Origin of the sequence: Acinetobacter sp. SWAC5 (assembly GCF_003419885.1) — a bacterium.
Lineage (GTDB): Bacteria > Pseudomonadota > Gammaproteobacteria > Pseudomonadales > Moraxellaceae > Acinetobacter > Acinetobacter cumulans.
On the sequence record NZ_QUWR01000014.1, the window covers coordinates 34183 to 54576 of the forward strand.

25 protein-coding genes are annotated in these 20394 nt (G+C 40.1%); 23 read left to right on the top strand and 2 right to left on the bottom strand.

From position 1 onward, the window contains the following. From lpxK to DYI81_RS11395, 21 genes are all read left to right on the top strand, one after another. Nucleotides 1-1020 (top strand): tetraacyldisaccharide 4'-kinase, encoded by a 1020-nt coding sequence (gene lpxK / locus DYI81_RS11295; RefSeq protein WP_117007566.1) that lies wholly within the window; start codon nt 1-3, stop codon nt 1018-1020. Beyond that, the gene (kdsB, locus tag DYI81_RS11300) at nt 1017-1778 is read left to right on the top strand and encodes a 3-deoxy-manno-octulosonate cytidylyltransferase (RefSeq protein ID WP_117007567.1); all 762 of its coding nucleotides are present in this window, start codon (nt 1017-1019) and stop codon (nt 1776-1778) included. Before lpxK ends, kdsB begins: the two co-directional genes overlap by 4 nt. Before the next feature lie 12 nt (nt 1779-1790). Next, nucleotides 1791-2771, top strand: coding sequence for a DNA polymerase III subunit delta' (locus tag DYI81_RS11305; protein ID WP_117007568.1), 981 nt, complete (start codon nt 1791-1793; stop codon nt 2769-2771). Between the two features lie 13 nt (nt 2772-2784). Beyond that, a complete protein-coding gene (locus DYI81_RS11310; protein ID WP_106985806.1) occupies nt 2785-3126 on the top strand; it encodes a PilZ domain-containing protein in 342 nt (113 codons plus the stop codon). 29 nt (nt 3127-3155) lie between these two features. Then, a complete protein-coding gene (locus tag DYI81_RS11315; protein ID WP_106985805.1) occupies nt 3156-3929 on the top strand; it encodes a TatD family hydrolase in 774 nt (257 codons plus the stop codon). 43 nt (nt 3930-3972) lie between these two features. Next, the gene (locus DYI81_RS11320; RefSeq protein ID WP_106985804.1) at nt 3973-4587 is read left to right on the top strand and encodes a TetR/AcrR family transcriptional regulator; all 615 of its coding nucleotides are present in this window, start codon (nt 3973-3975) and stop codon (nt 4585-4587) included. A gap of 9 nt (nt 4588-4596) precedes the next feature. Continuing rightward, a complete protein-coding gene (locus tag DYI81_RS11325; RefSeq protein ID WP_117007569.1) occupies nt 4597-5151 on the top strand; it encodes a prepilin-type N-terminal cleavage/methylation domain-containing protein in 555 nt (184 codons plus the stop codon). Next, nucleotides 5141-5521 carry a type II secretion system minor pseudopilin GspI gene (gene gspI / locus DYI81_RS11330; RefSeq protein ID WP_117007570.1) on the top strand — a complete coding sequence of 127 codons (381 nt, stop codon included), beginning with the start codon at nt 5141-5143 and terminating at the stop codon, nt 5519-5521. The genes DYI81_RS11325 and gspI overlap by 11 nt, the downstream gene beginning before the upstream one ends. Further along, nucleotides 5518-6183 carry a type II secretion system protein GspJ gene (locus DYI81_RS11335; protein WP_117007571.1) on the top strand — a complete coding sequence of 222 codons (666 nt, stop codon included), beginning with the start codon at nt 5518-5520 and terminating at the stop codon, nt 6181-6183. Before gspI ends, DYI81_RS11335 begins: the two co-directional genes overlap by 4 nt. Then, nucleotides 6183-7142 carry a type II secretion system minor pseudopilin GspK gene (gene gspK / locus DYI81_RS11340; RefSeq protein ID WP_117007572.1) on the top strand — a complete coding sequence of 320 codons (960 nt, stop codon included), beginning with the start codon at nt 6183-6185 and terminating at the stop codon, nt 7140-7142. Before DYI81_RS11335 ends, gspK begins: the two co-directional genes overlap by 1 nt. A gap of 125 nt (nt 7143-7267) precedes the next feature. Next, nucleotides 7268-7864 (top strand): 6-carboxytetrahydropterin synthase, encoded by a 597-nt coding sequence (locus DYI81_RS11345; RefSeq protein ID WP_106985799.1) that lies wholly within the window; start codon nt 7268-7270, stop codon nt 7862-7864. A 45-nt stretch (nt 7865-7909) separates the two neighbouring features. Then, nucleotides 7910-8623, top strand: a complete 714-nt coding sequence (ung, locus tag DYI81_RS11350) for a uracil-DNA glycosylase (RefSeq protein WP_106985798.1) — start codon at nt 7910-7912, stop codon at nt 8621-8623. Beyond that, nucleotides 8620-9741, top strand: coding sequence for an enoyl-CoA hydratase/isomerase family protein (locus DYI81_RS11355; RefSeq protein WP_106985797.1), 1122 nt, complete (start codon nt 8620-8622; stop codon nt 9739-9741). The genes ung and DYI81_RS11355 overlap by 4 nt, the downstream gene beginning before the upstream one ends. Nucleotides 9742-9747: 6 nt before the next feature. Further along, on the top strand, nt 9748-10266 hold the full coding sequence (gene tadA / locus DYI81_RS11360; protein ID WP_106985796.1) for a tRNA adenosine(34) deaminase TadA: 519 nt from the start codon (nt 9748-9750) through the stop codon (nt 10264-10266). 60 nt (nt 10267-10326) lie between these two features. Further along, entirely contained in the window at nt 10327-10758 is a 432-nt protein-coding gene (locus tag DYI81_RS11365) for an SRPBCC family protein (RefSeq protein ID WP_106985795.1), read from the top strand. Between the two features lie 18 nt (nt 10759-10776). After that, nucleotides 10777-11460, top strand: coding sequence for a (d)CMP kinase (gene cmk / locus DYI81_RS11370; RefSeq protein ID WP_117007573.1), 684 nt, complete (start codon nt 10777-10779; stop codon nt 11458-11460). A gap of 107 nt (nt 11461-11567) precedes the next feature. Then, complete coding sequence (rpsA, locus tag DYI81_RS11375) at nt 11568-13244, top strand: 30S ribosomal protein S1 (protein WP_106985794.1); 1677 nt, start codon at nt 11568-11570, stop codon at nt 13242-13244. A 164-nt stretch (nt 13245-13408) separates the two neighbouring features. Further along, the gene (locus DYI81_RS11380; protein WP_106985793.1) at nt 13409-13714 is read left to right on the top strand and encodes an integration host factor subunit beta; all 306 of its coding nucleotides are present in this window, start codon (nt 13409-13411) and stop codon (nt 13712-13714) included. Nucleotides 13715-13732: 18 nt separating this feature from the next. Further along, nucleotides 13733-14098 (top strand): lipopolysaccharide assembly protein LapA domain-containing protein, encoded by a 366-nt coding sequence (locus DYI81_RS11385; RefSeq protein ID WP_106985792.1) that lies wholly within the window; start codon nt 13733-13735, stop codon nt 14096-14098. A gap of 245 nt (nt 14099-14343) precedes the next feature. Further along, the gene (gene pyrF, locus DYI81_RS11390; RefSeq protein WP_117007574.1) at nt 14344-15024 is read left to right on the top strand and encodes an orotidine-5'-phosphate decarboxylase; all 681 of its coding nucleotides are present in this window, start codon (nt 14344-14346) and stop codon (nt 15022-15024) included. A 127-nt stretch (nt 15025-15151) separates the two neighbouring features. After that, a complete protein-coding gene (locus tag DYI81_RS11395; RefSeq protein WP_106985790.1) occupies nt 15152-15346 on the top strand; it encodes a hypothetical protein in 195 nt (64 codons plus the stop codon). A gap of 86 nt (nt 15347-15432) precedes the next feature. Here DYI81_RS11395 and DYI81_RS11400 read toward each other — a convergent pair whose 3' ends face one another. Then, the gene (locus DYI81_RS11400; RefSeq protein WP_117007575.1) at nt 15433-16341 is read right to left on the bottom strand and encodes a lysine exporter LysO family protein; all 909 of its coding nucleotides are present in this window, start codon (nt 16339-16341) and stop codon (nt 15433-15435) included. 50 nt (nt 16342-16391) lie between these two features. After that, entirely contained in the window at nt 16392-17897 is a 1506-nt protein-coding gene (locus tag DYI81_RS11405) for an NAD(P)/FAD-dependent oxidoreductase (protein ID WP_106985788.1), read from the bottom strand. 167 nt (nt 17898-18064) lie between these two features. Here DYI81_RS11405 and DYI81_RS11410 point away from each other — a divergent pair, with 167 nt between their 5' ends. Further along, nucleotides 18065-19072, top strand: coding sequence for an AraC family transcriptional regulator (locus tag DYI81_RS11410; RefSeq protein WP_106985787.1), 1008 nt, complete (start codon nt 18065-18067; stop codon nt 19070-19072). A gap of 85 nt (nt 19073-19157) precedes the next feature. Then, entirely contained in the window at nt 19158-20306 is a 1149-nt protein-coding gene (gene zapE, locus DYI81_RS11415; protein WP_117007576.1) for a cell division protein ZapE, read from the top strand. The last annotated feature ends 88 nt before the right edge of the window (nt 20307-20394 follow it).

Consider the following 20394-nt stretch of genomic DNA (forward strand, 5'->3'; position numbering starts at 1 on the left):
ATGTCGGTCGCACAGTTAATACAAGATGCTTGGCATAAACAAGCGAAGTGGCTAATTGTGTTCCGACCGTTGTCGTGGCTCTATCGTGGCGGATTTTTACTGAATAAGAAAATGTATGCCACGGGTCTTAAAAAAAGTTATACCGCGCCAGTGCCTGTTATGGTGATTGGTAATATTACCGTGGGTGGAAGCGGTAAGACGCCATTGCTAATTCACTTGGTTAATTACTTACAAAGCTTAGGCCTAAGTGTAGGTGTCATTAGTCGTGGTTATGGCGGTAAAGGCCCATTTCCAGCCTATGTCGATCTGAATGCAGAAGCCGAGCAAGTGGGTGATGAACCTGCTTTGATTGTTCAGTCTACGGGGGTGCCGATGGCCGTGGGTGCCAATCGTCAAAAAAGCATTGAGCTATTGCTGAGCAAGCATCCTCTAGATTTAATTATTTGCGATGATGGCTTGCAACATTTGGCACTCAATCGACAGTTAGAATGGATTGTGCTGGATAATAACCGTGGCTTGGGGAATGAAAAAATTCTTCCTGAAGGCTATTTGCGCGAACCCAAAAGTCGCTTAAATACGGGTACGGTGATTGAGCATGCATCTCATGCCATTAGTCCACTCAATATGCACTTAGAGGCGTCTGAGCCTTATCTGCTTAATAGCACGACTGAACAAGTGTTTAATCCGCATCAAGCATTTTATGCTGTAGTTGGTATTGGTTTTCCACAACGTTTTTATACAACATTGGAAAATATGGGCATTCATCAGTTCCAATGCCATGAATTTCCAGATCATTATGAATACGAACTTGCAGATTTACAGTTTGAAGATAATTATCCAATTATCACCACTGAAAAAGATGCAGTTAAAATTTTACCCTTACTCAAACAACACCCAAATATACAACGTGAGATTTGGGTTGTTCCTGTAGATGCTGTACTTTCAGCAGAATGCTATCGCACCTTGCATCAGCAATTGAGTCAATTGGGCATTACTCTTCCTGAAGGCAGTATTTTATGAAACATATCGTCATCCCAGCGCGTTTTTCGAGTTCTCGTTTACCTGGTAAGCCGTTGTTGGAAATTCATGGTCGTCCTATGATTTTACGCGTTGTAGATCAGGCTAAAAAAGTAGAAGGCTTTGATGACTTATGTGTAGCAACAGATGATGAGCGTATTGCAGCAGTATGTCGTGCAGAAGGTATTGATGTTGTGTTGACCTTGGCAGATCATCCTTCAGGTACAGATCGTTTGAGCGAAGTTGCGCGTTTAAAAGGCTGGGATGAAAACGATATTATTGTCAATGTGCAAGGCGATGAACCATTGCTTCCCGCACTATTGGTTAAACAAGTTGCTCAATTATTAGAGCAACAGCCTGCCTGCTCAATGTCTACACTGTGTGAGCCTATTCATCATTTAGATGAATTTAAGCGTGACAGTATTGTGAAAGTGGTTATGTCAAAACATCACCAAGCCTTATATTTTAGCCGTGCAACCATTCCTTATGATCGAGATGGTGCGAAGCTTGCAGAGCAAAAATTACATGATCAAGCCTATCGTCATCTAGGACTATATGCATATCGCGTTAAACTTTTACAAGAGTACGTGAGCTGGGATATGGGCGTGTTAGAAAAGCTGGAAAGCTTAGAACAATTACGTGTTCTTGAAAATGGTCATCGTATTGCGATAGCTGTAGCAGAAGCGAATTTGCCACCGGGTGTCGATACTCAAGAAGATTTGGATCGCTTAAACCAAATGGATGTAGCACATTTTGAATAAGGATAATTATCCATGCAAAATGATGTAAAAGCACCTGTATATCCTTGGCAGGAAAATGTCTGGCACACCTTAACCAGTCGTTTTCCACAAATTGGGCACGGTTTATTGTTTTATGGCAAAAATGGCTGTGGAAAAGAAACATTTGCACAGTCATTTGTCGCTTGGGTGCTTTGTCAAAATCGTGATAGCCATCGCTATGCATGTGGTGAGTGTGGTAGTTGTCAGTGGCTAAAGTCTGATACACATCCAAATTATGTGCACATTAGTACAGATGAAGACAATAAAAAACAAAACGCCAAGATTAAAATTGAAAAAATTCGAGATCTTTTACCTTTTGTGCAACAAACGGTAGACGGTTGGCGTGTCATTGTTATTGAACCAGCAGAAGCATTAAATACTGCTTCTTCTAATGCTTTACTCAAGACCTTAGAAGAGCCTGGTGAGGGTATTGTCATTATTCTGTTGGCAGATCATTACTTAAAATTGCCAGCAACGATTCGTAGTCGTTTACAGCACTTTGCGCTTGATCGAATAAGCCCAGCACAGTCGGAGCAGTTTTTACAAGAAAATATTGCTACGGAGCAGTTTAGTCATGAGTTGTTGATGAATTTGTCCGATCAAATGCCATTGCGCGCTGTGAATCTAGCAGAGTGTGAATGGTTAACATTAAGACAAGACTTTGTTGATGATTGGCAAAAACTGATCAAACAGAAAAATATGCCGATGGCAATTGCGACCAAATGGAACAAAGCACTAAGTTTTAGTGATTTTAGTCAAATGTTTGAATACTTGTTGTCCGATATAATTTGTGTCAAGCTAAATCAATCAATTAAAAATATTGATTTGAATTATAGTGATTTACCAGCGCAGTATTCTTTAGAAGCGTTGTTTGGTATTTATGCTGATTTTCAGCAATCTAAGCGGTTTATTGAGCAAAATGTACAAACCAATCTTGTGCTCGATCAGCTGTGCATCAAATTAATGAATATATAAAAAGGGGAAAAGGATGCAGCCACGTATGGGCGGAATTATTCAGGCGAATATCCCAGATGTAGATACACTTTTTGCATGTTATATGCCTTATGTTTCTGGTGGTGGTTTATTTGTGCCGTCAAATCAGCCAGTTAAAATGGGTGAGGAAGTTTTTATTTTGGCGACATTGCCTGAGCAAACACAAAAAGTACCCTTAACAGGTAAGGTGATCTGGATTTCCCATAAACAAAATGGGGTGAAACCTCAAGGTTTTGGGATTCAATTGAGCGGTGAAAAAGGCGTTTACTTCCGTTCTGAAACAGAACGATTACTTACAGGGCTTAAAACTGAAGGGCGTAGAAGTTACACTATGTAGAATTTGAATTTTAGCGAATAGGTTTCATTGTGTTTGTAGATACTCATTGCCATTTGATTATGTTGGATTTAAGCCCTTATGGTGGGGATTTGGATTTGGCATTGGCGCAAGCCCGCGAAGCGGGTGTTTCAAAATTTATGAGTATATCAGTTGATTTGGACGATCACATTGAGCTGGCTAAAATTGCAGCCCGACATGCAGATGTGGGTTATACCGTAGGTGTGCATCCATGCGAAGATGCTCAAACCATGGCGCGTGCGACGACAGAGTATTTAATTGAACTTGCACAACCCGAAAAAGTTTGGGCTTTGGGTGAAACTGGTCTTGACTATTATCACAGTACGGACTTCGTTACAGAGCAAAAAGAATGTTTTGCTCGCCATATTCATGCTTCGCAAGCAGTGAACAAGCCTGTGGTTGTGCATACTCGTGCAGCTAAACACGATACTGTGGATATCATTCGTGCTGAAAAATCGACACATGGTATTTTGCATTGCTTCACAGAAGACTGGGAAACTGCAAAAGCAGTATTGGATTGCGGTTATTATGTATCGTTTTCAGGCATCGTTTCATTTAAAAATGCGCAAGATCTGCGTGATGTCGCTAAGCAAGTTCCACTCAATCGCGTGTTGATTGAAACAGACAGTCCTTATTTGGCGCCTATGCCCTATAGAGGAAAGTCTAATGAACCAAAGTATGTGCCTTATGTAGCCAAAGCATTAAGTGAAGTATATGATAAACCCGTTGAAGAGATTGCGCGTATAACGATGCAAAATTTTGAGAATCTCCTCAAGCAAAAGTAAAAAATTGAATGATATAGCGTATAAGAGAGTTAATAGGGTGAAGATGGATCGTCAAGCTCAATTCAGAGCAAGAGAAGCGTTAATTTTTCAAGTTGCAGAGCAATTGCTGCTTGAAAATGGTGAAGCAGGGATGACGCTAGATGCATTGGCGGCAGAGCTGGATTTAGCAAAAGGCACTCTATATAAACACTTTCAAAGTAAAGATGAATTATATATGTTGCTCATTATTCGTAATGAGCGCATGTTGCTTGAAATGATCAAGGATACAGATAAACAATTCCCTGAGCATTTAGCTTTCTTTATGCTACATCATTTACATCATCCTGAAAGAACTGTGCTGTTTCATCAAATTGAAGAGCGTTTATCTACAACTGGTGTGGGTATCCAGCATTTGTTTAATGAGCTTTATCAAGTTCGTAAGCAACGTCTACGCTTAATTATTCGAATGACAGAAAGCTATTTAGCATTAATTGAAAGTAAAATGGTTGTACGTGATTATTTGGCTTCAATTTGGTCGCTTACGCATGGTGCTGCTGCAATTTTGAACTCAAGTTTCTATCAGCGTTATCTAGGTTCAAGAGATACGTTAAGGGTTGCTTACATTGATCAAGCTTTAGCCCTGCCTAAGCTGACGCATGCTGTTCCACAATTTGCGTAAAGGCATGCTATGAACATACCAAGACGATCATCCATCAAGGGTTTTACTTTAGTTGAGGTGATGGTCGTCATTGTGGTGATGGGTATCTTAGCCTCCATGATATTGATGAATATTGGTGGTACAGATCAGCGTAAAGCCATGCAAGCCAGAGAGGTCTTTCTCATGGATATGCAGAAGATGTTAAGAGTTGCCAATGATCAGTCACGTATATTGGCTTTAAACCCGCAATCTGCAACAGATGTGGCTAATTTTCAGTATAATATTGTCGAATATTTACCGACTCAGCAAGCGAGTGGGTCTTACAATAAAAATAATCTATGGAAAGCCTATTCGGAGTTTGAGCCACGTGTTTTGCCAGATCACGTGTCATTAAGTATTCAAGCTTTAGATTATGCCTATCGTAATGCAAATAATTCTGAATTATTAAAGCAAAGCGCACCTAAGTTGATTTGGTTAGGTAATGGCGAGGCTAAACCTGTAAGAGTGCAATTTTATTTAAATGACCAACCGATTGGTTCAGAAATAGAAATAGACCATTTAGGTAAAATAGTTGATGAAAGCTAAAGGATTCACTTTGCTAGAGGTGATGGTGGCGTTGGCAATATTTTCAGTTGCTGCGATTGCTTTGACTAATGTTGCACGACAATACACGCAAGCCACATCAAATGCTGTTTTAAGAACCAAAGCACAATTCACTGCGCTGAATGAAATTGCCATGATGGAAATCAATCAAGAGTGGATGAGTGGCACAGCGTCTAAACAAGTGACGCAGCAGGGTGAAACATGGCAAATCGATAAAAGTGCTCAATCGACTATTAGCCCGAATGTACAACGTGTTGATGTGCATGTGAGCTTAGTAAATCCAGAAACTGGGCAAGTAGAATCAGGTGTTACCAACTTACTTTTCTTTAATCATCGGATTAAAAGCTCATGAAACTAAAAAAAGCATGGGGTTTTACCTTAGTAGAGTTGTTGGTTGCAATCGCAATTTTTGCGGTATTGTCTGCGCTGGGTTGGAAAGTGTTTGATTATATTGCAAAAGTAAAAACTCAAAATGCAATGCATGAAAGCAAATTGGGACAATTACAAGAAAGTTACCAACAAATATTAAGAGATACAGTGCAAGCTGTGCCATTGACTGCAAATATTGCTGGACAGGTGCAAGCAGCGTTGACTTTGCAAAATAATAAATTGGCTTTTAGTAAAACTGGGGTAACCGACCCACTTAATCAAGGTGTTGCTGCGGATGAGCGGGTAGAATATGTCTATCGTCAAGATGAGCAGAAATTATACCGTTTAAAATATCCAAATATTAATCAATCTGGGCGTGATCAGCCAGACAGTAGTGTTTTGCTCAATGGCGTAGAGCAATATCAAATCACAGTATTAAACCCCAATGAGCTCACCACTTGGCCAGATTCAGTGGGCAACTTAAGTAGTGATGCGGAAAAGCAACGCTTACCGCGCGGGCTTAAGTTGAACTTAACAGTAAATGGTGTAAGTTATGAGTGGATTTTTAGTTTACTCAATACGGACTTTTTAGAAGAGAAAAAAACTGTTAGCACGCCAGATGGTAACCAAGGAGTGTCATCTTAATGCACATTAAGGTTGGAACTCAAAAAGGTGTTGCCTTGTTGACCATTTTGGTGATGGTGGCCTTGGCGACAATTTTAGCAGCAGGAATTGCCAAGCAACAGGCCAATACAGCAGAAAGCACGTCTTATTTGATGCGTCAAAATCAGTCTTTATTGTATGCAAAAAGTGCAGAAGCATTTTTTGCCGAACTTTTAAAAGACGATGCTGAAAATGCAGGACAAGTCGATCACTTACAAGAAAACTGGGCTAAACCTATGCCTGCTTTTCCCGTTGAAGATGGTTCAGTGGCTGGTGTTTTAGAAGATGAATCAGGTAAGTTTAACCTCAATAGCTTGGTGAATAACGAAGGTCAGGTCAATGAAAATGCCAAAGCTTGGTTTGAGCGGATTTTGGTGCGTGTGGGTCTTCCTGCTCAATTGAGTGAGGCGGTTATTGACTGGCAAGATTCGGATGATCAACCTCTAGGTTCAATGGGTGCAGAAGCGAGTTATTATCAAGGCATGGCAAATGCTTCATTGCCACCCAATGCTAAATTTCATGATGTGGCAGAATTAAAACAAATTCGTGGTTTTGATGCAGGCAAAGATCAATTAATCGCACCTTATGTAACAGCCATTCCAAGTCACGACAGTAAAGTGAATATTAATACTGCGTCTGCATTTTTATTGGCGAGTTTGGATGAAAAGCTTGATGTGAATGCGGTAAAGCAGGCTATCGAGCAACAGCAAGCCAATTTAAAACATTTTGAAAGTGTTTCGGATTTATGGGCTTTAGCACCATTTTCAGAGGTATCAGAAGAAAAACAATCTGCAGTGAATACCTTGCTTGGTGTTCAGTCTGAATGTTTTAAAGCCAAAATTCAGGTTGAACTAGGTGGGAGAAAACGCCAGTTTAGCTCGCAAATGATCAGAAAAGATAAAGATGTCTATGTGGCTTATCGGAGCATGGCGCCATTTTAGTCAAAAAATCTTTGTGTGGCTGATGCATTTTGTCAATCATAGTGAACAGTAAAATTAATGCTCAAACATTTACTTTTGCTTTATAATTATAGGTCATCTAGAGATTTTTAATTGCATTACGGCACATGATAATTCGTAAGTTATTTAAGTTTGAAAATGCGCATATTGTGCGTAATTGCACATCAGATCGTTGTAAACGTTCCATTCATGGGCATAGTTATAAAGTAGAGTTGCTTTTGAAAGCATCGAAACTTGATCATGGGCAAATGGTCTACGATTTTGGTTTGCTCAAAGGTGTGATCAAAGACTTGTATGATAGTTTTGATCATGCGATTTGCTATTGGAATCAAGACAGTCAAGAATATATTCAAGCATGTGAAACATTTAGTGCGCGTTGGGTATCATTACCAGTATCACCGTCAGCTGAACAGTTTTCGCGTATTTTCTTTTATTTGGCACAACAAGTTTTAGCATCGACAGAAACACAAAATGGTGAAGGTGATGTTGAAGTTTACTCTGTCATTGTGCATGAAACAGATACTGGCTATGCACAAAGCTTTTTAGAAGATATTCAAAATGAACAAATGGGTGTTTTGGATTTAGAGCAAATTGTATTTTCTGAGCAAATTCAAGCAGAATGGTCAAATCCCCAGATGTTTGAACAACTGAAAAAAGGTCTGAAATTTCAAAACCCGCAGGTAGAGTTACAAGTTAAACTCTAATGCAACACAGCAATGATATAAAGTAAAAAGGATTGGGTAGCAAGTATGTCTTTTACAGAAGAGCAACAAGCGAAACTAAACAAAGTTCAGCTTGATGCGGGCTGGAAATATGGACTGAGTGAGTTTTTGCTTAGCCCAAAAATGGATGAGCTAAAAGACTTTCTTGTGCAAGAAATTAAAGCAGATAAAGTGGTTTATCCGCCAAATGCATTGATCTTTAATGCGCTAAATACGACACCTTTGGCAAATGTCAAAGTGGTTATTTTAGGGCAAGATCCATATCACGGTCCAAATCAAGCACATGGTTTAAGTTTTTCTGTGCAAAAAGGCGTACCTTTACCGCCGTCTTTGCGCAATATTTACCATGAGTTGCAAAGTGACTTAGGAATTACAGTACCTAAGCACGGGGACCTGACACGTTGGGCAGAACAAGGTGTGTTATTGCTGAATAGTGTGTTAACTGTAGAAGCTGGTCAACCAACATCACATCAAAAACGTGGCTGGGAGGATTTCACAGATCATGTAATTGATGTATTGAATGAACAGCGTGAACATGTTGTCTTTATTCTTTGGGGAGCGTATGCACAACGAAAAGGACAACGTATCGATCAAAATAAACATTTGGTGTTAAAAGCCGCGCATCCATCACCATTGGCTGCAAACCGCGGTGGTTTTTTTGGTTGTAAAGTGTTCTCAAAATCTAATAATTATCTTAAACAACATGGCATTGAGCCTATTGATTGGCAGCTGGACGCATGACATATTCTCCCGTTTCAAAAAACTACCATCCGGATTTAATTGTAGAAGAAGCGAAAAACGGTTGGCGCATTGTTCGCCTGAACCGTCCGAAATCTTTACATGCATTAGATGAATCCATTGTGACTGCTTTGCTTGAAGTTTTTGAAGACTTCCATGGTGATAGTAGTGTGAAAGCGATTTGGTTTGATTCAACCACACCAAAAGCGTTTTGTGCAGGTGGCGATGTACGCAAACTACGTCAATTGGTCATTAATGATGAAGTAGCAACTGCGAATAAGTTTTTTGAACAAGAATATGCTTTAGATTTGTTATTGCATAACTATGCTAAACCCGTTTTGGTATGGGGTGAAGGTTATGTCATGGGTGGGGGCTTGGGCTTGTTCATGGCGGCACCTTTCCGCTTGGTGACACCATATTCTCGTTTGGCGATGCCTGAAATCAATATCGGTTTATATCCAGATGTGGGGGCAACTCGCTTCTTAGCAGACCGTGGTGCTATAGGCCTATTTACAGGTTTAACTGGTTCAATTATGACTGCTGCAGGTGCGTATGGTATTGGTTGGGCAACACATATCTGTGATGCACAACGTGATAATGTACTTGATAAAGTCATTAATATTGATTGGGGCCATTATCCAGCTGGCGATTTCCGTGCAATTGATGACACTTTGAATAGCATGCACCGTCCAGTCGGCCCAGGTCCACTTCAAAACTCGCTTGATGTGATTCAGAGTGTATGTCGTGGTGTGAATTTTGAGCATGACTATGAAGCTATTGTTGGTTTGAGTGATGCGCGAAGTGACTGGTTGCGTCAAGCCAGCGAAAACTTGCAAAAAGGTTCACCAACAACAGCAGCATTGAGCTGGTTGCTATGGCAATGGGGTAAGCAAATTCATTCGTGGAATGAAGTGTTTGAACTTGAAACTGAAATTTCAAACTGGAAGATTAATCACCCAGACTTTGTTGAGGGTGTGCGTGCACGCTTGGTAGATAAAGACCTTTCTCCTGAGTGGAAGCAAGGTGCAGATATGTCATTAAAGGGGATTTTGGCAGATCAACCTCCAGTGACATCAAATGAAAGCTGGAATGCTTTATTAAAACACTATGGTGTTATTTAATTTCGCATGACTGAGTTTGAACTTTATAGTGATGAATATTGGATGCAGTTGGCGATTGATCAGGCTGCATCTGCTGCAAAACAAGGTGAGATTCCAGTCGGTGCGATTATTGTGAGCCAAAACCAAGTGATTGGTTTTGGCTTTAATGCACCTATTGGTTTAAACGATCCGACAGCACATGCTGAAATACAAGCAATTCGCCAAGCGTGTGAACAGATTAAAAATTACCGTTTACCAGATGACGCGACGCTATACGTCACACTTGAGCCTTGTACGATGTGTGTGGGTGCTTTAGTTCATGCCCGTGTGCAACGTGTGGTGTATGGTGCGACAGAGCCGAAAGCAGGTTCATTGGTTAGTGCGCGTAAACTCTTTGAAACGGGTTACTACAATCATGTCTTTGCATTTGAGCAGAGTGTTTTGCATAGCGAATGTTCAGAGCAACTCAGCCTGTTTTTTAAAATGCGTCGTGAGCAGAAAAGACAGCAAAAATTACAAGAAAAGGCCTTAAATGATCAAGGCTAAAGCGTATGATATTTGCTATTTCTATTTCATAAAACAGCACAATAACTTTTAGGATCTACTATGAACTCTATTACCATACAAAAAGAATTTAATGCGCCAGTAGAACAGGTATTTGAACTATTGTCTAAACATGCAACTTATAACGTGGCTTTTGCGCCAGTGCAGGTTGTGCGTGTGAAAGATTCAGCAGATCCTGAGCGTCCGGATGGAGTTGGGTCTGTGCGTCGTATGGGGTTTGGCCCAGTTAAGCCACTCCAAGAGCAAATTACACTGCTTGAGCCGAATTCACGCATTGAATATAAAATTATTAAAAACCCATTGGTGAAGCATCATTTGGGCGTGATTCAATTTCAGCGCGTTGATGGTGAGAAAACTTTAGTGACTTATACGATTGAATTACAAGCACGTGCACCTTTTGTCAGTAAATTAATCCTTGCACAGCTTAAATCAGCGATTAAACTTGGTTTTTCTAAACTCGCAAAAACTGTATAGGGAATGGCGGAAAAGGCAATGACAGTAAATATTATTACGATTGATGGGCCAAGTGGTTCGGGTAAAGGCACATTAGCGGCAAAACTGGCGTCGCATTACCAATATCATTTATTGGATTCAGGTGCGCTGTATCGATTGCTGGGGCTGTCATTGTTTAATAAAGGCTTGCTTGAAAAGTTAGATACAGAACTTGAAGCCTGTACCCAAATTGCAACAAATTTAGACATACAGTTTGTTACAACTCAAACTGGCATGACGGTATTACTAGAATCAGTTGATGTAACACAACAGATTCGTACTGAACGCGTGGGAGAGTATGCTTCAAAAGTTGCAGCAATTCCTGCACTTAGAGCTGCTTTATTGGCACGTCAACATGCATTTGCTCAAGCGCCTGGTTTGGTTGCTGATGGTCGTGATATGGCCACTTCAATTTTTCCAGAGGCGCAAGCCAAGATATATTTGACGGCATCGGCTGAATCTCGTGCACAGCGTCGTGTAAAGCAGTTGCAGGGGATGGGGCTGGATGCTAAAATAAACGACATTTTAGTTAATATCGAAGCTCGCGATAAACGAGATATGGAGCGCACAGTCGCGCCACTCAAGCCTGCTTCGGATGCGTATATTATCGATAGCTCTAATTTAAGCATTGATGATGTATTCAAGTTGATGACAAATTATGTCGATCAACAATTAACAAATTAAAGAATTTTTCAGCAGAAGCATAGCTTGATCAGTTCAATATGGACTATGTAGACGCTTAATTAAACCGGCCTTGTCTGATCCAAGACCGCTGACTTATCGGAAATATCATGACCGAATCTTTTGCAGCCCTCTTTGAAGAAAGCGAATTAAACCTCAACGTTGAAAAGGGTGCTGTCATCCAAGGCGTTGTAGTAAGCATCGACTCTGACTGGGTAACAGTTGACACTGGCCTTAAATCTGAAGGCGTTGTTGACCGTGCTGAGTTCTTAAATGAACAACGCGAACTTGAAGTTCAAGTTGGCGACACTGTTGATGTTGTTGTTGAAGCGCTTGACAACGGTATGGGTCAAACAGTTCTTTCACGCGAAAAAGCTAAACGCGCTGAAACTTGGACTAAACTTGAAAAAATCTTTGAAGACGGCGAAATCGTTACTGGTGTTATTTCTGGTAAGGTTAAAGGCGGTTTCACTGTTGACATCGGTCCAGTTCGTGCGTTCCTTCCTGGTTCTTTAGTTGACACTCGTCCTATCCGTGATACTACTCACTTGGAAGGCAAAGAGTTAGAATTCAAAGTAATCAAACTTGACGCTAAACGTAACAACGTTGTTGTTTCTCGTCGTGCTGTTATGGAAGCTGAATCTTCAGCTGACCGTGAAGCTCTTCTTGCTCAGCTTGAAGAAGGTCAAACAGTTACTGGTACTATCAAGAACCTTACTGACTACGGCGCATTCGTTGACCTTGGCGGTATCGACGGTCTTCTTCACATCACTGATATGGCTTGGAAACGCATCAAGCACCCTTCAGAAGTTGTTGAAGTTGGTCAAGAAGTTACTGTTAAAGTACTTAAATTCGACCGCGAACGTAACCGCGTATCTTTAGGCCTTAAACAATTAGGCGAAGATCCATGGTTAGCGATCATGAGCCGTTACCCTAAAGGTTCAATCGTTAAAGCACGCGTAACTAACCTTACTGACTACGGCTGTTTCGCAGAAATCGCTGAAGGCGTTGAAGGTCTAGTACACGTTTCTGAAATGGACCACACTAACAAAAACATCCACCCATCTAAAGTTGTTCAGATTGGTGACGAAGTTGACGTTATGGTTCTTGAAGTTGACGAAGAACGTCGTCGTATTTCTCTTGGTATCAAACAAACTCGTGCTAACCCATGGGAAGAGTTTGCTAAAAACCACGACAAAGGCGAAAAAGTATCTGGTACTATCAAGTCAATCACTGACTTCGGTATCTTCATCGGTTTACCAGGCGGTATCGATGGTCTAGTTCACTTGTCTGACATTTCTTGGAACGAACAAGGCGAAGAAGCTATCCGTCGTTACAAGAAAGGTGACACAGTTGAAGCGGTTATCCTTTCAGTAGACGCTGAAGGCAACCGTATCAGCCTTGGCATCAAACAAATGAACAGCGATCCATTCAACGATTTCTTAGCTGCTAACGAACGCGGTGCGCTTGTTAAAGGTACTGTAACTGCTGTTGACGCTCGTGGCGCAACTGTTAAGTTAGCTGACGAAGTTGAAGCGACTCTTAAAGCATCTGAAATCAACCGTGACCGCGTTGAAGATGCAACTAAGTTCCTTGAAGTTGGTCAAGAAGTTGAAGCTAAAATCATCAACGTAGATCGTAAATCTCGTTCTATCAACTTGTCTATCAAAGCGAAAGACGAAGCTGAAGAAAAAGAAGCAGTTGCTAACTTGAAAACAGCTGCTAACGGTCAAGACAATGGTCCTAAGACTATTGGTGATTTGATCAAAGCTCAAATGGGCAACTAAGTAAGTGCTTGAATTGTATAGTTGATGTAAATTAACTCATACTTTTTATACAATTACTGTAAACGGTAGCGTAGTAATCAATTATTGCGCTACCGTTTTGTATTTAAACAGGTTATTATCATCCTATAGATTCCCAAGTAGCTTGATAATTAAAGAGGTCGCAGATGACTACGGAAGCACTTAATAAGTCTGACTTAATAGAGCGTATTTCTCTTAAAAACCCGCACTTAGCAGAACCGCTGGTTGAAGAGGCCGTTAAAATTATGATTGATCAGATGATTGAAGCTTTATCAACTGACAATCGTATTGAAATTCGTGGCTTTGGCAGTTTTGCATTGCATCATCGTGAACCACGTGTAGGTCGTAACCCAAAAACGGGTAGATCGGTTGAGGTTGCAGCAAAAGCTGTTCCGCACTTCAAACCTGGTAAGGCTTTACGTGATGCGGTAAACGAATCCGCAAACAAATAATTCTATCCGGGGATGTTTATGCGTTATGTCTTGGCTATTTTATTAATTCTGCTGTTCGGATATTCTTTATTCCTGGTACTACAGAATAGTACAGAACTAAGTGTAGATCTTCTGTTTACACAAGTTCCAGCAATGCGTTTAGGTCTACTCTTATTGTTGACTTTAGCATTGGGTATTGTTCTTGGATTATTACTTGGAGTTCAAATCTTCCGGGTATTCCAAAACAGTTGGGAAATTAAACGCCTACGTAAAGACATAGATCGCCTACGTAAAGAACAGATTCAAACGGCACAATTGGCTGCGGCGGAAGCTGCATCAGTGACACGGCATGAAAAAACTGTGATGGATATTCATCCAGATGATCGACCGTCAAGCCCGTTATAATCTCGCTGGTTGAGTTAAAACAGTTGTTTAGCCAATCGGATTAAAGAAACAGACTTAATAAAATTTTTAGAGCGCTCTAAGTATCCATTAGGGCGCTTTTTTTATGTTGATAAATGCAGTGCTTGATAAAAATATCAAGCCAGCACGAGATAAAGTTGGATAATCTAAGTTTTAAGCTTGGTTGCAGAATTAGATTGCCTCTATAATGTGCTTTCTTTTGTCTTAATCAAAAAAAGGGTAGTCTCTTGAGTATCATTGTTGCCTTAGATGCTAAAAGCCAATATGACGCATTAACAATTGCTGAACAATTAGATCCAGCGCTGTGTCGAGTAAAAGTTGGTAAAGAGTTATTTACCCACGAGGGTCCAAGTGTTGTTAAAGCTTTGCATGATAAAGGCTTTGAAGTATTTCTAGATTTAAAATTTCACGATATTCCAAATACCACTGCGCAGGCTGTTTGTGCGGCAGCAGATATGGGTGTATGGATGGTAAACGTTCATGCATCTGGTGGCCGTAAGATGATGGAGACCTGTGTAAAGCGCTTAAAAGCGGGTAATTACAATACACAATTAATTGCTGTGACTGTATTAACCTCTATGGGCTGTGAGGACCTTGCCGATTTAGGGTTGGATGTTGAACCATTTGAGCATGTTAAACGCTTGGCTAAATTGACTAAAGACAGTGGTTTAGATGGTGTTGTATGTTCGGCTCAAGAAGCAAAAATGTTACGTGAAACCTTGGGTGCTGACTTTGCATTGGTAACGCCAGGTATCCGTCCTGAAGGTTCGAATGCAGATGATCAAAAACGTATTGTGACACCTAAACAAGCAATGTTAGATGGTTCTACGCATTTGGTGATTGGTCGTCCGATTACAAAATCTGAAAATCCACGTCAAACATTAAAAGATATTTTAGCAACACTATAATTTTTGCATTCGATAATTACCTCACTTGGTAATTATGTTATTTGATCTAGAATGCTAAAAGGCCTTTCATAAGAAGGGCTTTTTTTATACATTGGTCTTTTCATTCTTAAAATAGTGAATTGGCGATATGACAATCCCTAAAAATAAGCCCGCATTAGACGGGTTGCAAAATATTGAAGTTCAGGACAATGAGCAATTAGAGCAAGAACAGAAGCAATCTGATTCTGCTGATTGGACTTCAAGTATTGATGTTATTGAAATCGCAAAGGGAGCAGTGGATATTGTTGGTGATTTGATTAGTGGTATTGATTTGAACATCTAATTGATTTGTTCATTAGCTCGTTTACTGTAATGTTTGGATAAGCCCTATTGGAAAATAAGGGCTTATCATTTAAATTGCTAAGTCAATTAAAGCGCAGCCAGTACGCTAACAGCAATGGGTGCTAAAACAGAAAGTACAAAACCACTGACCATTGCATGTGGAATAAAATCATTACCGCAAGCTTGTTTCACCATGGGTAAGGTCACATCCATGGCGGTTGCCCCAGCAGATGAAATAGCAGAGCGTGGATAGCGCCATCCAATCAAATACATAAAGAGAATCGCAAATATTTCTCTAAATAAATCATTGATCAGTGCAATGCTTCCAAGTTGCGCATTTCTTAATTCAGTAATCACAATGCCAGACATTGAATAAAAACCATAACCTTGTGAAAGCATAATGAGGTCTTTAAGATGTAGCTCGGTCAGGAAGTATGAAATAGCCACCGCACCAATAACTGAGCCAATAATGCAGGCTAATGGCACAAGCAGTATTTTCCAATTAAGCCAAGAGCGATCGAGTGGTGAATAGGCTAAATCTAAGCCAATTAAAAACATAAAGACGAGCAGTAAATGCCACGTACTTATGTGCAGAGGAATATTTATATAATTAAATAGTTCTGCAACTGCATAACCTAGTGCAAGTGCAAAAAAAGCATAGCTAATATTGAGTAATGAACTTAATAAAAGTTCAGTAGATACTTTACCTTGGGTAGGTTGATAGCCAATTACTTTAAATAGTATATAGCAACAAACAAATGCACCAAGCGATGTTGCAAAGGCAATACTCACGGCACTGCTAATAATAAGCTGTGGATTACTTATCTGATGTAAGGTTTGTGAAAATTCTATCGCAATAGCAATGAGTAAAATATAGGTAAAATAGGGAAGAATTTTAAAGCCAATTTTTTCAATATTTTGTGGTAAGCGACGTGCCAGAACAAAGCCTAGAAATAGGCAGAACAGCAGTTGGAAAATCAACCAAAGAGATTGCATAACAAAAACAGCAGGTGATGGGACACCTGCTTAGTATGACAGCTTAAGATTTAAGCTGCTTGATTTTGTTGTTGTAATAATAGGTAGTCCGCAGGATTGAGAGTTTTGGTTTGAAGCCAATACTTCCATGTATAGGTTGGCCACAACGCAAAATTTTTGCCACCATCTTGTTGATACCAGCTCACGCAGCCAGATTGCCAAACGGTACCTTTAAGTTGCTCTTGAACATCATCATTAAATTTGTCTTGAATATGGTCTTTAATCACAATGGCTTGGTTTTGGGTTTTAGACACTAAATTGATCATTTGTAAAATATAATTGACCTGAGCTTCAATCATAAAAATAACCGAATTATGACCCAGTACCGTGTTCGGGCCGAGTAACTGAAATAAATTTGGAAAGCCTTTGGTGCACACACCTAAGTAACTTTCAGCACCATCTTTCCAAGCTTCACTGAGCGCTAAGCCATTTTGGCCAATGCACTGAAATGATTTCATATAAACGCGTGGATCGGTAATAAAGCCTGTTCCATAAATTAAACAGTCAATAGGGCGTTTTTGGCCATCTTTGGTAATAATACTGTCTTCGGTAATTTCCTGAATAGCGGTTGTTATGAGTTCTACATTTTGTCGATTAAATGTAGGGAAATATTTATTAGAAATTAAAATACGCTTACAGCCCATCACAAAATTCGGCGTTAATTGCCTAGCAGTGGTTTTGTCTTTAACTTGATAACGAATAAAAGCTTCAGCAAGTTTTTGGCCATATTTCATTATTTTAGGTTTAACAATTGGCATCACGCGGGACTCATTACTCCAATATAAGCGTGCGCGATGTAGTTTTCTAAACCACTCGTATTTGTTAAATAGAGTTTGATCAAGTTGGTTGTATTCGCGTTCGTCACGTGGAATGACCCAAGCAGCGGTACGTTGGAATACATAGAGTTGTTTGGTTTGTGGGGCAATTTCAGGAATATATTGTATTGCGCTACCACCTGTACCAATAGAGGCAACATTTTTTCCATGTAAGTCGTATTGGTGATCCCATTGAGAAGAATGGAAGACTTTGCCCTTAAATTTTTCTATGCCTGAGATATGTGGGATTTGTGGTACATGTAAAGGGCCTGAGGCAAAAATCAAATATTGCGCCGTCAATTGGCGTTCTTTGTTTAAAGTTAATTGCCACTCACAGCGTTCTTCATTGTACTGTGCACCGAGTACCTCGCAGTCTAGTTCAGTGTACTTCTTGAGTTGAAACTCTTGAATTAAACTTTGAATGTAGGCAAAAATCTCTGGGGCTTCGGCGTAGCGCTTAGACCAATCCTTTTTAGGAGCAAATGAAAGCGAGTACATGTGTGATTGCACATCACAAGCAGCACCAGGATATTGGTTTTCACGCCAAGTCCCACCAAAATCTGTGGCTTTTTCTAAAATTACAAAGTCGTTGATATTGTTTTGTAAAAGTCGAATAGCCATAGCTATACCACCAAAGCCTCCGCCAATGATAGCGACTTTCGTGCGGTTATTTTGCGTATTTTGGATATCGCTCGATTGCATATTGTTTTGCTCTTTTTTTGCTTATGGTATTAGAGTACCGCATTCGTTCCAATAGAAGAAATGATTGTCATGACAGGAAAATTGATCAAAACGGCAATTTGCAAAGCTTAAAAATTATAGTAAAACAAACATGAATTAAATCTTTCTCTGTTTATTATTGGGTGTCTATGAAGCGATCTGTTCTCAGCCTTATGTACTTAATTCAAGGCATGCGTAAGGCAGGCATAGATGTGGATCAGAAACTTCAAACCATTGGCTTGCGTATTGATGCACTCGATGCAACTTCGGTGATTCACCCAAGCCTTGAGTGGGATGTGTTAAAGGTGATTGGGCATGATGTGCCGCCAGAGCAAGGAATGTTCATTGGTCAGCATTATGCTTTAGCAGGTTATGGCCCCTTGTTAATGCTATTGGTGACTAGTCCGAATATTCGAACTGTACTTGAGCAGGGCATGCGCTTTCAGCAATTAACACATTTAACGGGTCAATTGGGCTTAGATTTTCGTGAGCACCAAGCAGCTTTATGTTATCGGCCACAAAATATCAATAGTCCTTTAGGTTTGTTGTTGGCACAATCTGAAATATCAGGAACTTACAAATTTATTCGTGATTTGTACAAAATGATGGGTCTGGCTTCGCCACAAATTCAAATTGAATTACCCTTTGACTTGCCTAGTGAGGCACAGCAATTACAGGTTTATCATGATTATTATGGTCAGCAGGTTAGCTTTGGTGCGCCATTTGCGTCTTTTTGGTTTGAGCAGTCAGTGTTGGATGTCAAAATTCCTTCTGCTGATGCAATGACCTTTAATTTATATGAAGCCAAGTGCATTGCTGAACTCAACCGACTCAATGCGGATGAAACAGTACCTTCACTGATACAACGAGTGCAGGATTATTTAGAGCTTCAAACAGGTGTAATGCCAAGCATGGCTGAAACAGCACAAGCACTAAATTTACCAGAGCGAACGTTAAGACATCAGTTGCAACAACTCGGGAGTAGTTATAAACAAATCCGTGAAGATATTATTAAAGATAAAGCCTTACGCTTAATTGAATACAATGAATATTCAATAGAAATGATTGCGGAACTTTTGGGATACTCAGAACCAGCGGCGTTTAATCATGCATTTAAACGGTGGTTTGGTCAAAGCCCAAGGCAATATTTAAAATAGCCTAAGCATGTATATCCCAAAGTGTTATATATTCAAGTTTAATCTTCGCTATAATTTAAAATAGCCCAAAATAGTATTTAGAGTTATGTCAGACATTCAAGCACAGCACAGTAAAGCATTTACCCCAATTTCACCGGCAGAGCGATATGCTGAAGTTTTGGCATCAGGCCAATTCCTACCGGATGAAGCACAGGCGCAAGCTGTGCATGAATTAGATCGCGTATGGCAAGAACTGATTCAACGCTTTAAAGCATCTAAAAAGGCATTTCGTCGTTTCCGTCGCCAAACTGCACCACAAGGTGTATATATGTGGGGTGGTGTCGGACGTGGTAAAACATGGCTCATGGACCAATTTTATGAGTCGATTCCATTTCGCCGTAAAACACGAATGCATTTTCACCACTTTATGCAGCACGTACATCGTGAACTCAATAAGCTTTCAGGGCAACGTAACCCGCTCGACTTAGTGGCAGACCAAATTTATAAAGAGGCCGTTGTCATTTGTTTTGACGAGTTTTTTGTTTCAAACGTGACAGATGCCATGATCTTAAGCGATTTGTTCCAAAAACTCTTTGCACGTGGTATTACACTGGTTGCAACATCAAATATTGCGCCAGATGGTTTATATAAAAATGGTATTCACCGTGACCGTTTTATTCCAACCATTGAACTGGTTAAAAAGAATTGTGTGATTTTAAATGTGGATGCAGGTGTGGATTATCGCCTGCGCGTATTAAAGCAAGCACAATTGTTTAAAACCCCACTTACGCATGAAAATAAACTTTGGATGGCAAAGCGTTTTAGTGCTTTGACGCAAGGTCAGACTCAGTCACAAGAGCCGATTATTATTAATAAGCGAATTGTGGAAACTATTGGTCATACAGAAGATGTGCTTTGGTGTGAATATTCAGAACTGTGCTTAAAACCTCGTAGTCCAGCTGACTTTATTGAAATCGCCAATGTCTATAACACCGTATTGGTCAGTAATGTGCCACACATGACGGACTATTTATCGGAAGGTACACGTCGTTTTATTTACTTGGTCGACGAGTTTTACGACCGTGGTGTTAAATTATTATTAACCTCTGAAGACTCGATTATTGATATCTATCAAGGTGAGAAACTGGCATTTGAAATCGAGCGTACACGTTCGCGTTTATTAGAAATGCAGTCAGATGATTATCTAAACGCAGCACATCGCCAAATTAGTGCACCAGCAGGTATGGAATTATAGTGAGCAGTTTAGTGAAAAGTCAGTACTTAAAATGGTGAACTTGAAATAGATATAGGGTGTATTTTTACAGCAAAATAGCTGGAATATG